Below are 15,710 nucleotides of genomic sequence, written 5' to 3' on the forward strand. Positions count from 1 at the left end.
CCTTTACTTACATATATCGGCTAGGTCGTTTTGCTCGGCGAGAATACGCAAAGTCACGTTTTCATACGAATGTTGGCTGTCATGAATATAGTTCAGGATCAGTTGATTGTTTTGACCACCTGTCGCTATTACTTCAATCGGCATAGAGTCTTCTGCATGGTATTTAACATAGCGACTGATGCACTGCTCAATCGACGGTAGCCATTTATTAATTTGAGGGTGATTGACTGGCGTCATCACCGGCACTTTTTGGTATTCGCCGATCTGACGGAACTGAGACTCTGCCGGATTAGTGAATAACAATACACAGATCGGGAACAGCAGAGCGACTAGGACAATAACGCGAGAAAGCCAGTTGTTGTTCGTATGAGGCGCTGGTTTTGGCTGCGGCTCTGCTGGCTTAGTAAGCGGGTTAGCGTCTAACGTTGTTTCTGGAGTATATTCTGTCGATAAGGGCTCGTCAGTCATTTCAGCTTCAGAAACAGGAGCTTCATGGTCAGAAGTTTGTTGTTCCGCTTCTGTTGTAGAGTCAGCGGATAGTGGGCTCATGCGTTCAACAGAACAAATGAGTTGGTAGCCACGCTTTGGCACAGTTTTAACAAATTCTGGAGATTTTGTTGAATCTTTCAACATCTTACGCAGAGTAGAGATAGCTTGCGTTAGGCTTGAGTCATCCACCTCAAAACCTTGTTCACGCCAAACAAACTCGTGAAGCTCATGACGGGTTAAAATTTCGTTTGGTCTCTCTGCCAACATCAGGAGTATACGGCTTTCGTTGCTTCCTAATCGCACAATGTCGTTGTCGTTTTGTTGGTCAGCGAGCGAATTACTATTTGGGTCAAAGGTAAACCTTTGAGCAAGTAGAAATTTGGTGCCGATGTTAGTCATTTAGTTCTTCTTAGATGGATGATGTTGTAATAATAGTGATTTATATCACAAAATTACGTAGACGCATGGAATATGCGTGATGTTTTAGATGCTTTTAGTCGAGTAGGATAATTAAATTTTGCTAAAAAAACACCGTTTTTAGCAATATTGACCTTGAATTTACATTTGTCAGCCACATGTTACATGACATATCAGTAAGGCAATTTCCGGAGAGTTACACACTTCTCTCCATGGAAAAGCCGATTAGTTTAGATGTTATGGAGCAAACATGAGCGAAACCGTATCTCAAAACAAAGAAACGCGTGGTTTTCAATCAGAAGTTAAACAACTATTGAATTTAATGATCCACTCTCTTTACTCAAATAAAGAGATTTTTTTGCGCGAGCTGATTTCTAACGCATCAGATGCCTCGGATAAGCTGCGTTTCCAAGCGCTTTCAAACCCTGATTTATATGAAGGCAATGCCGAGCTTGGCGTTAAGTTGTGGTTTGATGAAAGTGCGAATACCTTAACCATCTCTGATAACGGTATCGGTATGAGCCGTGAGGATGTGATTGAGCACTTAGGTACCATTGCCAAATCAGGGACCGCGGAATTTTTCTCGAAACTATCCGAAGAGCAGGGCAAAGATTCACAACTTATCGGTCAGTTTGGTGTGGGCTTTTATTCTGCATTTATCGTTGCGGAAGCGGTGACCGTGCGCACTCGTGCTGCTGGCCTACCTGCAGAAGAAGCGGTTCAGTGGCATTCGACGGGTGAAGGTGAGTACACCATTGAAACCATTACCAAAGCGTCTCGCGGTACTGACATCGTTCTTCATATGCGTGACGAAGGTAAAGAATTCTTAAATGAGTGGCGTCTACGCGATGTGATCAATAAGTATTCGGATCACATAGGTATTCCTGTTTCAATCCAAACTGCCGTGCGTGATGACGAAGGTAAAGAAACGGACGAGAAAAAGTGGGAGCAAATCAACAAAGCTCAAGCACTATGGACTCGCAATAAATCTGAAATTTCAGAAGAAGAATACCAAGAGTTCTACAAACACGTATCGCATGATTTCGCGGATCCACTCGTTTGGAGTCATAACCGCGTAGAGGGTAAAAACGACTACACCAGCTTGTTGTACATTCCATCGAAAGCGCCATGGGATATGATGAACCGCGACCACAAGTCAGGTCTTAAGCTTTACGTACAACGTGTGTTCATTATGGATGACGCAGAGCAATTCATGCCGTCATACCTACGCTTTGTACGTGGTCTGATAGATTCAAACGATCTGCCATTGAACGTATCGCGTGAGATTCTACAAGACAACAAAGTCACTCAATCGCTACGTAATGCTTGTACTAAGCGTGTGCTAACGATGCTAGAGCGCATGGCTAAGAATGATGAAGAGAAATATCAATCATTCTGGAAAGAGTTCGGTCTTGTGATGAAAGAGGGGCCAGCAGAGGACTTCGCAAACAAAGAGAAGATTGCTGGTCTATTGCGCTTTGCTTCAACTGAAGTGGATTCTGCGGAGCAAACCGTGGGTCTGGCTGCTTACGTTGAGCGCATGAAAGAAGGTCAAGATAAGATCTACTACTTAACGGCAGACAGCTATGCGGCCGCGAAAAACAGCCCTCATTTAGAGCAGTTCAAAGCCAAAGGTATCGAAGTTATCTTAATGTACGATCGCATTGATGAGTGGTTGATGAACTATCTAACTGAGTTTGATGGTAAGCAATTCCAGTCAATCACTAAGGCTGGCCTTGATCTGAGTCAGTTTGAAGACGAAGCGGAAAAAGAAAAGCAAAAAGAAACGGAAGAAGAATTCAAGTCGGTCGTTGAGCGTGCAAAAACATACTTAGGTGATCGCGTCAAAGAAGTGCGTACTACGTTCAAGTTGGCTTCAACGCCAGCGGTTGTGGTAACGGATGACTTTGAGATGGGAACGCAAATGGCCAAGCTGCTTGCTGCTGCAGGCCAGCCAGTGCCCGAGGTGAAATACATCTTCGAAATTAACCCAGAGCATGAGCTGGTTAAGCGCATGGCAGATGAAGCCGATGAAGAAGCATTTGGCCGCTGGGTTGAGGTTCTTCTTGGTCAAGCGATGCTCGCGGAGCGAGGTTCAATGGAAGACCCAACGGAGTTTTTAAGCGCAATCAATACGCTTTTGACTAAGGTCTAACCGCCTAGCTACATCAAAAAGCTCGCACTTCGCGAGCTTTTTGTTTGTTGTCGCAAAAATTTGCATATCCGGTGTTGAGTTAGCAATCAATAAAAGGTGAAAGGGGACACTGTTAACATTCTTTAGTCTTAATTCACTTTTTGCTCATAGAACCTGTGGTAGAATTTGCGACTTGAATGTGAGTAATAAGGCGTGTATTTTTGCTCGCCTAAATGTTATACCGAAACTTATCGTTGCGAGTGCTTCTGAGGTTTAATATCTAGGAAGTCCGGCTATTGTGAGCTTCGGTATAAATCTTAAATATTAAAGAGGATAAATCATGCGCATCATTCTTCTAGGTGCTCCAGGTGCTGGTAAAGGCACACAAGCAAACTTCATCATGGAAAAGTACGGTATTCCACAAATCTCTACTGGTGATATGCTTCGTGCTGCTATCAAAGCAGGTACAGAGCTTGGCAAACAGGCTAAAGCTGTTATCGACGCTGGTCAGCTAGTTTCTGATGATATCATCCTTGGTCTTATCAAAGAGCGTATCGCTCAAGAAGACTGTGCAAAAGGTTTTCTGTTAGATGGCTTCCCACGCACTATTCCTCAGGCTGATGGCCTAAAAGAAATGGGCGTTGACGTAGATTATGTTATCGAATTTGACGTCGCTGACGATGTGATTGTTGAGCGTATGGCGGGTCGTCGTGCTCACCTTCCTTCAGGTCGTACGTACCACGTTGTTTACAACCCACCTAAAGTGGAAGGTAAAGACGATGTAACGGGTGAAGAACTTGTTGTTCGTGATGACGATAAAGAAGAAACGGTACGTGCTCGTCTAGGTGTTTATCACGATCAAACAGCACCACTTATTGATTACTACGGTAAAGAAGCAGCAGCAGGCAACACTAAGTACCTAAAATTTGATGGCACTAAGCAAGTTGCTGAAGTTAGTGCAGATATTGAGAAAGCACTCTCTTAATTTGCTGAAGTCAAAAAAATAATATTTTGATATATTGAAAGCGGCCCAAGTGGTCGCTTTTTTTATTCAGATGCTTGGTATGATGAACCTTTTCACTAAGTGATCGTACAATCCAAGCCGTTTACCATGATTAGGATGTTATGAAAGAGAATAATAAACAAGGTGTGCTCTTGGTTAACCTAGGAACACCTGACGAACCAACAGCTCCTGCCGTAAAGCGTTTTTTAAGTCAGTTTCTTCATGATCACCGAGTGGTAGACATGACTCGATGGCTTTGGTGCCCACTCTTACACGGAGTGATTTTGCCTGTACGTTCACCAAAAGTTGCTAAGCTTTACCAATCAGTTTGGATGGAAGAGGGCTCGCCTTTGATGGTGTACTCAAAACGTCAGGCAGAGAAGTTAGCTCAAAGGCTTAACATGCCAGTAGAACTTGGTATGACTTACGGCAACCCAAGTTTGCAATCTGGTTTCGAAGCATTGCTGGCTCAAGGTGTGGATGAAGTGATTGTATTACCTTTATACCCACAATACTCAGGAACAACGACAGCCGCCGTTTCTGACGGGATCACGAAAGCATTCAAAAGTTTACCAGTGATGCCAGCATTTAGTTTTATTCGCGATTACCATAATCACCCCCAATACATTGCTGCGCTGGCGCAATCTGTTCGAGATCACTGGCAAGAGCATGGCCAAGGTGAGTACCTACTGTGTTCATACCACGGTATTCCTCAGCGCTACGCAGATAATGGTGACATTTATCCTCTTCACTGTGAAGAGACTACGCGTTTATTGGGCAAAGCACTTGAATTAAATGAACAGCAAATAGGGATGACCTATCAATCCCGATTTGGCCGAGAAGAGTGGTTGCAACCATATACGGATAAGACACTTGAAACACTGCCAGAAAAAGGCGTAAAAAAAATCGATGTTATTACACCGGCTTTTTCTTCGGATTGCTTAGAAACGTTGGAAGAAATCTCAGAAGAGTGCCAAGCAATATTTCTTGAAGCCGGAGGAGAAAGTTTTAACTATATTGCTTGTTTAAATGATAATGCACTTCATATCGAGATGATGGCTGAACTCGTTCGTTCTAAGATTTAGCATAATCGCAAGATGCTTTGCATCTCGGTGCTTGAGCCAGTTTGGGTCAATACAAAAAGGGTCGCTGATGCGACCCTTTTTGTATTGTTTGCTAGAGCGATTAAGCAACCTGTACTTGTTGCTCTTCTACTTGCTCTGCAGTGCTGTTAGTGTTTTCGGCACCATGCATCCAACCAACCAGTGTATTGGAGAACAGGAGTAGGATCACACCACTGACGGTCGCACTTACCGCAATACCACTAAAGATAGCTAAAGCACCTAACTCACCCACGTGTGAACCGACATAACCCGCGACATAGTTTGCAATTGCATTACAACCAAACCATGCCCCCATCATCAGTGAAGCAAGGCGAAGTGGCGCAAGTTTTGTTACCAGTGACAACCCAATTGGTGATAAGCACAGCTCACCCAACGTGTGGAAGAAGAAGGCACCAACCAGCCAAAACATGGATGTTTTCGCGGCAGTATCACCACCTTGCTCTAGTACGGCACCAACCATACACAGAAAGCCAATCGCTAAGAAAAACAATGCCATTGCGAATTTCACGGGTGAGTTTGGTTCTCGCTTGCCCAGTTTGACCCACAGAACGGCTAGGACAGGAGCCAGCGTAATGATGAAAAATGGGTTCAATGATTGGAACCACGCCGCAGGAATTTCGAAGCTGCCGATCATTCTGTCCGTGTATTGTTGAGTATAAATGTTCATCAAGCCACCGGCCTGTTCAAAGCCAGCCCAGAACACAATGGTGAACAAGCTCATAACTAAAATAACTTTCAATCGATTTGCTTCTTCTTTTGTCAGTGGTTGCTTCTTGTTCGAGTGTTTATTATCGAGACCTCGTGTGGCTGCGGGTTCACGACCTATATTGCCTAACCAAGATTGAGCTAACCCCATTTGCATAACGAGACTGATCAGCATACCGATGCCCGCTGCGACAAAGCCAGCTTTCCAGCCATAAGAAGTCGTGACAGAACCTGAAATTACACCAGCGAGCAAAGCACCTATGTTGATCCCCATATAGAAAATTGTAAACGCGCCGTCACGACGGTTATCACCTTCATGATATAGGTCACCAACCATGGTTGAGATATTGGGTTTAAATAGACCATTACCTGCAATGAGTAGGCCAAGACCCAAATAAAAGCTATGCAGTGAGCCAATACCTAGAGCATCTGCTGGAAGTGCGAGGGTAAATTGACCGATTGCCATCAGAGCGCCACCCAGCAAAATCGAACGGCGTTGACCTAAGTAATTATCGGCAAGATAACCGCCAATAAGAGGAGTTATGTACACAAGTCCTGTATAGATGCCGTAAAGATCCAATGCATCTCTGGTTGACCAACCAAGGCCGCCATTCATTGTTGTGTCAGTAAGGTAAAGTACTAGAATGGCGCGCATTGCGTAGTAAGAAAAGCGTTCCCACAGTTCAGTACCGAACAATAAGAACAAGCCACGAGGGTGGCCGAAATATTGATGTTGGTTTGACATAAGGTCTTCTAATAGTAGTTATTACATTTTTAACGACTTTTACGTATACATCGCAATTCAACGACTGACAAACAATAAAATTTCGCTTAATGACCAAAGGTGATTATTAAGTCTCTGTTTTTGAGTGTTTTTATAGATTATATGGTGGTGATTTGGTCGTGTCACAAACTTAATTTTCATTTTTGACTATGGACTTGTTGCCGTAACCTTTTGAAAAGCATCTCTTATACGATCAATGTATCATCATAATCTTTGTCGATAGTTTGAATGGCAATGACGCACCTTTGGCTTAATGCTAGGATAAACAAAATTATAATTGGCTAGAATAAGATGAAGCGTTGGTATCTACTTTATTGTAAACGTGGGGAGCAAGTTAGAGCGAAAAAGCATCTTGAAAATCAAGGTGTTGAGTGCTTTTACCCTACAGTCGAAGTTGAAAAGATTTTGCGTGGGAAAAGGCAGAAGGTCGAAGAGCCGCTGTTCCCTTGCTATGTTTTTGCACATTTTGATTATGAGCAGGGGCCGAATTTTACCTCTGTTCGATCGACTCGCGGCGTTGTTGACTTTGTTCGGTTTGGTGCACAACCAAAAGAAGTGCAAGACGACTTAGTGTCCGAATTGATACAGTTGGAAAAATACTGTAACGACAACACTGCTTCAGAGTGCATGCCAAGGCCCGGTGACCAAGTTAGAGTGAAGAGCGGTCAGTTTGCAGGTATTGATGCCATCTTCCAAGAACAAGATGGTGAGAAACGGTCGATCATGCTGGTAAAAATGATCACCAAGCGAGTCCCCGTCAGTATCAAGAACAATGATTTAGATTTAAAATAACCAATGCTGCCAATGCCGAATCATAATCTGGAGCTATAAATGGCCTAGAGCTTGGTTCGATTGGTATAAATCAAGCAGAGAAGCTAATGCTCCTCTGCTTGATTTTATTATATTTGTTAAGAGTCAGATTTGTTCCCCAACGCTGGTGATTTAGTATGCGTCGTTGTGAACGGTTTGTATGGCACGGCCTGATGGGTCAACACAGTTTTGGAATGATTCATCCCACTCAATGGCTTTTGCTGACGAACAGGCGACGGAAGGACCACCTGGCACACACTCAGCCGCTGAAGGTAGTGGGAATAGCTCTTCAAAGATCTCGCGGTACACGTAACCTTCTTTTGTGGTTGGCGTGTTGTATGGGAAGCGGTATTGAGCCGTTTCCATCTGCTGATCCGTCACTTTTTGTTCTGCGACTTCTTTCAACGTATCAATCCAGCTGTAACCTACGCCATCAGAGAACTGCTCTTTTTGACGCCATGCGATTGATTCAGGCAAGTAGTGCTCAAAACATTCACGTAGAATGTGTTTTTCCATCTTACCGTTGCCACACATTTTGTCCGCTGGGTTCAGACGCATTGCAACATCAATAAACTCTTTATCTAAGAACGGTACTCGGCCTTCAACACCCCATGCCGCTAGCGATTTGTTTGCGCGCGCGCAGTCAAACATGTTCAGAGCAAGCAGCTTACGTACCGTTTCTTCGTGGAACTCTTTCGCGTTAGGTGCTTTGTGGAAGTACAAGTAACCACCAAAGATTTCATCAGCACCCTCGCCAGAAAGCACCATCTTAATGCCCATTGCTTTAATTTTACGACCCATTAAGAACATAGGCGTGGATGCGCGGATAGTGGTCACATCATAAGTTTCGATGTGGTAAATCACGTCACGAATCGCATCGAGGCCTTCTTGAATCGTGTAAGTCATTTCATGGTGAACCGTACCAATTTGGTCGGCCACTTCTCGGGCGGCTTTTAAATCTGGTGCGCCCTCTAAGCCAACAGCAAAAGAGTGCAATTGAGGCCACCATGCTTCTGACTTTTCATCATCTTCAATACGCATTGCCGCAAAGCGTTTCGCTACAGCCGATGTGATTGATGAATCTAGGCCACCAGATAGCAACACACCATATGGAACGTCAGTCATCAGTTGTCGCTTAACCGCTGCTTCAAGTGCTTCTGTTAATTCTTCCTTGCTGGTGGCGTTGCCTTGCACAGCTGCGTACTCATTCCAATCACGAATGTAATAGCGTTGTGGTGCTGAGTCTTTAGAACTGTAGTAACTGCCTGGAGGAAATTCGCTGACTGTTTTACAGACTGGTACAAGCGCTTTCATTTCAGACGCAACATAGTAGTTGCCGTGCTCGTCGTGACCTTGATAAAGAGGGATAATCCCAATGTGATCACGACCTACTAGGTATTGGTCTTTCTCCTCATCGTAAAGGACAAAGGCAAAGATGCCGTTCAGTTCTTCAAGTAGGTCGACACCCATGTCTTGGTATAGCGCCAGAATAACTTCGCAGTCTGAGTCTGTTTGGAAATCGTACTTGCCTTCGTAGCGTGCACGGATTTCTTTTTGGTTGTAGATTTCACCATTTACTGCAAGGATGAGTTTTTTATCAGGGCTGTATAGCGGTTGAGCACCACTATTTAAACCAACAATTGCTAAGCGCTCGTGCGCCAAAATTGCACGCTCAGAAGCGTAGATCCCAGACCAGTCTGGACCGCGATGACGAAGTTTTTTCGACATTTCTAATGCGATAGGGCGTAATGCAGCTGCATCACTTTTAATGTCTAAAATGCCAAAGACTGAACACATACAACATCCTTTTTAAACAAGATAATTTTTAATCGGTATGGCTTCAATTTGCCACTTTCAGTAAAAAAAGCAACGTTTTGTGATTATAAAAATAATAAAAAGCCTTTATGATTAGATTTAATTTAAAAATAACCTTGTTTTGGTGAATGAAATCAAAGTTCGGTATGGAAAGTGAACAAAAAAGCCTTTCTAATATTAGAAAGGCTCAAGGAAAATATTAATATCACTACCTATTTTTTTGCGTGAATGTCGGTTCAAGTTGTTGGCAGACATGCCGAGCAAATCCGCTGCCTGCCTCACTGTAAATGTTGAACGCGGCATCAACTCCATTTTCTAATAAACCTTCAAGCTGATCGGGGTATTCGGCAATAGCTGCAATTTGGCCTTTATAATGTCGACGCTGCAGCTGCTCTAGTGCTGTTTGGTTCCCTTGGTGATGGGGCATAGCAAGCAGCACCAGTTTTACATGACCAGTGTCTAAAATTCGCTCCCAAAAATCAGGATCAGTAGCATCACCTGAAATAACATTGCGCCCCTCAGAGCGGTGTTTTTGCGCGGCGTCTTCACGAATTTCTATGCCGAGTGAAATTTTGCCGTAACGAGTGTGTAATTCATCGTAGGCGCCGGTGCCGATTCGACCCATACCAAGAATCAGTACTTGAGCATGACCTGGGTTGATTAGTTGGTCGCGCTGATTGAGCTTTTCTGCCGCAGTTTCTTGCAGCCATTTACCTGAGTGCTGATAAATTTTGTGGCCTAAACGGTTGAGTGGTGCAGAAATGATAAAGGATAGTGATACAGCGACAGCAATTGCGGCCAGAATATCACTCGGCATCCAGCCCATTGTGTATGCCAAGCCAGCCACAATTAAGCCAAATTCGCTGTAGTTGAACAACGACAATGAGGCGAGTAAAGAGGTACGAACTCGAAATTTAAAGTAATTGAGCGTTACGAAGTACAGTAGCCCTTTTATTGGCAGCAACAAGATAAAGAGTAATGCGAGTGCGACCCCAGTGAAGCTGAGCGAAGCCGACAAACCTATGTTTAAGAAAAAACAGACTAAGAACAGCTCTTTCATGTTAAATAGTGATTTCGACAATTCTGAAGCTTTAGGATGACCGGCGAGCAGCATACCTAGAATGAGGGCACCGAGATCTGGCTTCATGCCTACCAGTTCAAATAGTCCCGCTCCGACGACAAGTGCGAAGAAGACGCCGAATAGTACCAGCATTTCGCCGTGTCCGACTTTATCGAGCAGTTTATAGAAGAGTGGACGCAGTAAAGGAAGCGCAAACAAGCCAATTGCATACCATTCTGGGATCTTACCAGTAGAGACTGTAAGAAAAATTACGGCAAAGATGTCTTGCATGACTAAGATACCGATTGCAAGCATCCCATAGGTTGCATTCATTTCCCCTTTTTCTTGCAGTATTTTTACAGCAAAAACGGTACTAGAGAATGAGAGGGCAAAGGCCAGAAGCAAAATTTGGCCATTGTCCATGCTGGCAAGCGAGGTCAGACCTAGCAGTTTTAGGCCTGAAAGCGCCAGCGCAAAAAAAGCGGTTGAAAGTAGATTATGTGCAGTCGCTCCTCCCCAAATCTCTTTGGAAAGCAGTGTTTTTACATCGAGTTTAAGCCCGATAGTAAAAAGGAGGAGGGTAACCCCGAGATCAGCAAGAGTGACGATAACATCATTGCTTTGATAACCGAATGCATGTAACCCAAACCCCGCTAATAAAAAGCCGACGAGGGGAGGAAGAGTGCATTTCAGTGCAATAAAGCCAGCTAAAAAAGCGGTTGTAATTAAAATAATTTCCATACTATTAAGCGAGATTCCTGATCGACAAAAACGGGCTGTGAAAACACAGCCCGAGATTGTAACTCAATTAGTTGTATAAGCTTAGTCTTCTAGTAACTTTTGTAACAAAACTCCGTTCAACATGGCACGCTTGATCATTGCGAATGCGCCCATTGTTGGATGTTTATCAATATGTGAGGCAACAATAGGAAGATCGTTATGGAAAGTTTTTAGTGACTGATTGGCTACGTTACGTTTAATTGCTGGAAATACAATCTCTTCTGCGGCAGTAATATCACCTGCAATAATAATTTTTTGAGGGTTAAACAAGTTGACAGTAATTGCTATCGCTTTACCTAATTGATTGCCAACGCGCACAAGACTCTGTTTTGCGAGTTCATCTCCACTCACTGCGTGCTTACAAACATCTTCAATCGTGATGTTCTCGACCTCAGTAAGGCTTGATTCATACCCTTGAGCAATCAGTTGTGTTACTCGCTGAATAATCGCAGGGTTCGCCGCCACTGTTTCTAAACAGCCAAAGTTGCCACACTGACATTGTTCACCAAGAGGATCGATTTGGATATGGCCGATTTCGCCAACGTTTCGGTTAAAACCAAGGAATACTTGACCGTTGACGATAATACCAGCGCCAGTTCCACGGTGGACGCTAACTAAAATTGAGTCCTGACAATCTTGGCTTGCACCAAAATAATGTTCTGCCAGCGCCATTCCACGCACGTCGTTACCGACAAAACATGCGGTACTGAATTTCTCGGCCACGATTTCACCAAGAGCAAGGTTGTCGATGTCGGTGTTTGGCATGTACTCAACCACACCTGTCGTTGGGTTAACCAAACCTGGTAGTGTAATGCCGATTGCAATGAGTTGATCTATTTTGTCTTCACAACGATTTACGAATCCTTTTAAAAGCTCAATAAGTCCGGCGATCAGGTCTGCTTGGTTGGTGTAGTGAAGTTCATATTGATCTTCAGCTATCGCTGTGCCACCTAAGTCGTACAAACAGAATTGCACGTAGTCTCGGCCTAAGCGAACGGCAACAGAGTGGAAGGGTTTGACCTCCGTGGTCAACGAAATCGCTCGTCGACCACCAGTCGAAGCTTGTTGAGCGACCTCTTTAATGAGGCCGCGCTCTAAAAGTTGGCGGGTTATTTTGGTAACACTGGCTGGTGCGAGTTGACTCACATCCGCAACTTGAATGCGGGAAATAGGACCTTGCTGATCTATCAGTCTATATACCGCAGCGCTGTTAAGCTGTTTTACTAAATCTACATTACCAATCTGTCCGCCATTCATGCTTAATTTTGCTCGTATTGTCCGTTAACTATCGTCGCTTTGACATTGAAGTCACGATCGAAAATAGTCAGGTTTGCCACCATGCCTTTTCGAACTCGGCCTAGTCGATCCTCAACACCAATTGCGGTTGCTGGGTACAAAGTAGCCATTCGTAGAGCTTCGTCTAAAGCGATCCCCGCGTGCTCAACTGAATTCTGAACTGCTTCAATCATAGTCAGAGCTGAACCGCCTAGTGTGCCATTTTCATCCACACACTTACCATCTCGGTAATATACTTTCTTACCGACAAAAATAAAGTGATCAATGTTAGCACCTGCTGGAGCTGTGGCATCCGTCACCAAAATGAGCTTTTCACCTTTAATTTTATGAGCAATTCGGATGTTAGCGTAGTCGACGTGGAAACCATCAGCGATAATGCCAGCATAAACTTCAGGAGTATCGTATATTGCACCAACAACGCCAGGTTCGCGGCCCATCATTGGCGTCATAGCGTTAAAGAGGTGTGTAGCGAAAGTAATACCAGCTTCAAAGCCTTTACGCGCTTCTGCGTAGGTTGCATTAGTATGGCCAATAGAAACGACAACTCCGGCTGTTTTCAGACGAGAAACATGTTTAGGGTCGTTTTGTTCTGGCGCCAGCGTTACTTTGGTAATGATGTCGGCGTTTGAGCAGATAAGATCAATCATTCCTTCGTCAGAAGGACGGATAAAATCGACATTGTGAATGCCTTTTTTCGCAACGTTAAGGTAAGGGCCTTCTAAGTGGAGACCTAGTGACTGATTTTTGAATTTGTTGTGGTATTCACGAGCGGCAGAGATAGCCGCGCGCATATCTTCATCGGAAGATGTGATAAGCGTAGGGAGAAAACTCGTGCATCCGGACTTAAGATTCGCTTCATACATAATTTGCATCGTTTCTGGTGTGATAGCGTCATTTAACATTACCCCACCACATCCGTTAAGTTGAAGATCAATAAAGCCAGGGCAGAGGTTTGCCCCCCCAAATCTTGAATTGTGGTGCTTTGTGGTAGTTCGGCAACAGGCACAATAGATTGAATCAGGTCGTTTTCGATGATGACCGCGTGATCGGTAAGAACATCACTACCGGTATAGATTTTACAATTACTTAGCGCGTACATAGTCAGCTAGTCCTTATAGATGAGAATTCAATTTCTGTATCGTTACCTAAGTGGTGATTACATGAGCCTTGTGGATACTTAGTTTGTATCACTGAATTAGATAACGAGTTAAATGCAGCAAGTTGCGTTTTTTTCGATGATATTTTTAAGGTAACTAACTGAAAATTTAATGAGTTATTTGTTTTTTTATGATTCTTTTTCAGAGCGAAGTTACGGTGAGTTACTTGCCTAAATACCAAAATAACACCGATTCTGCTTTGCATAAAGTGCGAGAATATTATCTCTAAAACACCATTCTTTTGTATAATAAAATAAGTTTTATGATCTCGCTAGCAAAAACCTTCTGAAAGGGCAAGTTCAGGTGATTATGATCACAAACAGTGAGCTTTTAATTTGCGGGGCAAAATTAATATCATAAACTGAGCATGACTAAATTGGACGACTAAAATAAGTCATTCAACATAACATCTAATCCTATAGGGGGAACTAAAGGTGAATATTCTCGGATACTTCCAGAAGGTGGGTAAGGCGCTTATGGTGCCGGTCGCCACACTTCCTGCAGCAGCAATACTCATGGGTATTGGCTACTGGATCGACCCAAATGGCTGGGGCGCGAACAGTGCACTTGCTGCATTTCTTATTAAAGCTGGTGCAGCAATTATTGACAATATGTCAGTATTGTTCGCTGTTGGTGTTGCTTACGGAATGTCTAAAGACAAAGATGGCGCCGCTGCACTTTCAGGCTTCGTGGGCTTCTTAGTTGTCACAACGCTTTTGGCCCCTGGTGCAGTAGCACAAATTCAAGGCATTGATCCAAGTGAAGTATCGGCTGCATTTGGTAAAATCAATAATCAGTTCGTAGGTATCTTGGTTGGTATTGTTTCTGCTGAATTGTACAACCGTTTTTCTCACGTAGAGCTGCACAAAGCACTGGCGTTTTTCTCTGGTAAGCGTCTTGTACCGATCCTAACTTCTTTTGCTGGTATCGTTATTGCGTTCATTTTAATGTACGTTTGGCCATCAGTTTACGGCGGTCTGGTAAGTTTTGGTGAAAGCATTCAAGGTATGGGTGAAGCAGGTGCAGGTGTTTACGCATTCTTCAACCGTCTTCTAATTCCTGTTGGTCTGCACCATGCACTAAACTCAGTGTTCTGGTTTGATGTTGCTGGTATTAATGACATTCCAAACTTCCTTGGCGGTGCGAAATCATTAGCTGAAGGCACGGCAACGGTAGGTGTTACGGGGATGTACCAAGCAGGCTTCTTCCCAATCATGATGTTTGGTTTACCGGGTGCTGCTCTAGCGATGTATCATACTGCGAAATCAAAGAATAAAGAGAAAGTGGCATCTATCATGATTGCGGCTGCGTTTGCTTCATTCTTTACCGGTGTAACAGAACCACTTGAATTTGCATTCATGTTCCTTGCTCCAGGACTGTACGTTCTTCACGCAGCATTGACTGGTGTATCAGTTTATATCGCGGCATCAATGCAGTGGATTGCAGGTTTCGGTTTCTCTGCTGGTTTAGTCGACTTAGTATTGTCAACTCGTAACCCGCTAGCAGTGAACTGGTACATGCTCATTGTACAAGGTCTTGGTTTCTTTGCGGTTTACTACTTCGTGTTCCGTACAGTGATTGTTAAGTTTGGTCTTAAAACACCAGGACGTGAAGATGATGAAGAAGTTTCATCTAATAACGTGGTTGGATCAAGCAGTTCTTCTGAGCTTGCTCGTCAATACTTGAAAGCACTTGGCGGTCATGACAACCTAAGTTCTATCGACGCCTGTATTACTCGTTTGCGCCTTTCTGTGAAAGATATGAGCGTTATCAATGAGAAAACTCTGAAAGATCTTGGAGCTATGGGAGTTGTGAAGCTTGGTACAAACAATCTACAAGTTATCCTTGGTCCATTAGCAGAGATTGTTGCTGGTGAGATGAAGAATGTATCAAAAGATGAAGACTTAAGTGGTGTCCAGCTACCAGCTTAACTGTTTAATAGTGGTGTGATTGTTTGTTATTATAGTATTGCAGACACTTGATACTACAACATTGAAAAAGGCCTCCTCAGGAGGCCTTTTCTTGTTTTGGCACTTTGAATCTGCTGTGCTTTCGCATTAATTCGATAAATATTGTCGTTTTAGCGCGAGTTCTTGTTGTTTAATTGGTTAGAATTGTGGATCATTAGAAATAATG

10 protein-coding genes and 1 pseudogene are annotated in these 15,710 nt (G+C 43.6%); 5 read left to right on the forward strand and 6 right to left on the reverse strand.

Translation table 11 applies throughout. The features are described from left to right. Positions 1 to 3: 3 nt before the first annotated feature. Positions 4 to 888 carry a transcriptional regulator gene (locus AC3D28_RS01570; RefSeq protein ID WP_098416207.1) on the reverse strand — a complete coding sequence of 295 codons (885 nt, stop codon included), beginning with the start codon at positions 886 to 888 and terminating at the stop codon, positions 4 to 6. Between the two features lie 268 nt (positions 889 to 1,156). Here AC3D28_RS01570 and htpG point away from each other — a divergent pair, with 268 nt between their 5' ends. The 3 genes from htpG (at position 1,157) to hemH (ending at position 5,128) form a co-directional block, all read left to right on the forward strand. After that, positions 1,157 to 3,061 carry a molecular chaperone HtpG gene (gene htpG / locus AC3D28_RS01575; RefSeq protein ID WP_488535317.1) on the forward strand — a complete coding sequence of 635 codons (1,905 nt, stop codon included), beginning with the start codon at positions 1,157 to 1,159 and terminating at the stop codon, positions 3,059 to 3,061. A gap of 319 nt (positions 3,062 to 3,380) precedes the next feature. Then, positions 3,381 to 4,025 (forward strand): adenylate kinase, encoded by a 645-nt coding sequence (adk, locus tag AC3D28_RS01580; protein ID WP_098416205.1) that lies wholly within the window; start codon positions 3,381 to 3,383, stop codon positions 4,023 to 4,025. A gap of 140 nt (positions 4,026 to 4,165) precedes the next feature. Further along, positions 4,166 to 5,128 (forward strand): ferrochelatase, encoded by a 963-nt coding sequence (gene hemH, locus AC3D28_RS01585; protein ID WP_488535318.1) that lies wholly within the window; start codon positions 4,166 to 4,168, stop codon positions 5,126 to 5,128. A 100-nt stretch (positions 5,129 to 5,228) separates the two neighbouring features. Here hemH and AC3D28_RS01590 read toward each other — a convergent pair whose 3' ends face one another. Beyond that, positions 5,229 to 6,617: a peptide MFS transporter gene (locus AC3D28_RS01590; protein ID WP_488535319.1), complete on the reverse strand. Its 1,389-nt coding sequence runs from the start codon at positions 6,615 to 6,617 to the stop codon at positions 5,229 to 5,231. A 330-nt stretch (positions 6,618 to 6,947) separates the two neighbouring features. Between AC3D28_RS01590 and rfaH the strand changes: the two genes are divergently transcribed. Continuing rightward, complete coding sequence (gene rfaH, locus AC3D28_RS01595; protein ID WP_488535320.1) at positions 6,948 to 7,448, forward strand: transcription/translation regulatory transformer protein RfaH; 501 nt, start codon at positions 6,948 to 6,950, stop codon at positions 7,446 to 7,448. A 150-nt stretch (positions 7,449 to 7,598) separates the two neighbouring features. Here the strand turns inward: rfaH and asnB are convergent, their stop codons facing one another. The 4 genes and pseudogenes from asnB to nagA all read right to left on the reverse strand — a co-directional run bounded on the left by asnB (position 7,599) and on the right by nagA (position 13,516). Then, positions 7,599 to 9,263, reverse strand: coding sequence for an asparagine synthase B (gene asnB / locus AC3D28_RS01600; protein WP_488535321.1), 1,665 nt, complete (start codon positions 9,261 to 9,263; stop codon positions 7,599 to 7,601). Positions 9,264 to 9,489: 226 nt separating this feature from the next. Next, entirely contained in the window at positions 9,490 to 11,082 is a 1,593-nt protein-coding gene (locus tag AC3D28_RS01605) for a cation:proton antiporter domain-containing protein (RefSeq protein ID WP_488535322.1), read from the reverse strand. An 81-nt stretch (positions 11,083 to 11,163) separates the two neighbouring features. Further along, positions 11,164 to 12,378, reverse strand: coding sequence for a DNA-binding transcriptional regulator NagC (gene nagC / locus AC3D28_RS01610; RefSeq protein WP_488535323.1), 1,215 nt, complete (start codon positions 12,376 to 12,378; stop codon positions 11,164 to 11,166). Positions 12,379 to 12,380: 2 nt separating this feature from the next. Further along, a pseudogene (gene nagA / locus AC3D28_RS01615) lies at positions 12,381 to 13,516 on the reverse strand (N-acetylglucosamine-6-phosphate deacetylase). Between the two features lie 492 nt (positions 13,517 to 14,008). Here nagA and nagE point away from each other — a divergent pair. Next, positions 14,009 to 15,505: an N-acetylglucosamine-specific PTS transporter subunit IIBC gene (gene nagE, locus AC3D28_RS01620; protein ID WP_488535324.1), complete on the forward strand. Its 1,497-nt coding sequence runs from the start codon at positions 14,009 to 14,011 to the stop codon at positions 15,503 to 15,505. Positions 15,506 to 15,710: the final 205 nt, after the last annotated feature.

This window comes from Vibrio sp. TAP-3B (assembly GCF_057784735.1).

Bases quoted from the DNA above. Each gene is read 5' to 3' on its own strand.
- AC3D28_RS01570 (WP_098416207.1), bottom strand. From the start codon at position 888: ATGACTAACATCGGCACCAAATTTCTACTTGCTCAAAGGTTTACCTTT.
- htpG (WP_488535317.1), top strand. From the start codon at position 1,157: ATGAGCGAAACCGTATCTCAAAACAAAGAAACGCGTGGTTTTCAATCA.
- adk (WP_098416205.1), top strand. From the start codon at position 3,381: ATGCGCATCATTCTTCTAGGTGCTCCAGGTGCTGGTAAAGGCACACAA.
- hemH (WP_488535318.1), top strand. From the start codon at position 4,166: ATGAAAGAGAATAATAAACAAGGTGTGCTCTTGGTTAACCTAGGAACA.
- AC3D28_RS01590 (WP_488535319.1), bottom strand. From the start codon at position 6,617: ATGTCAAACCAACATCAATATTTCGGCCACCCTCGTGGCTTGTTCTTA.
- rfaH (WP_488535320.1), top strand. From the start codon at position 6,948: ATGAAGCGTTGGTATCTACTTTATTGTAAACGTGGGGAGCAAGTTAGA.
- asnB (WP_488535321.1), bottom strand. From the start codon at position 9,263: ATGTGTTCAGTCTTTGGCATTTTAGACATTAAAAGTGATGCAGCTGCA.
- AC3D28_RS01605 (WP_488535322.1), bottom strand. From the start codon at position 11,082: ATGGAAATTATTTTAATTACAACCGCTTTTTTAGCTGGCTTTATTGCA.
- nagC (WP_488535323.1), bottom strand. From the start codon at position 12,378: ATGAATGGCGGACAGATTGGTAATGTAGATTTAGTAAAACAGCTTAAC.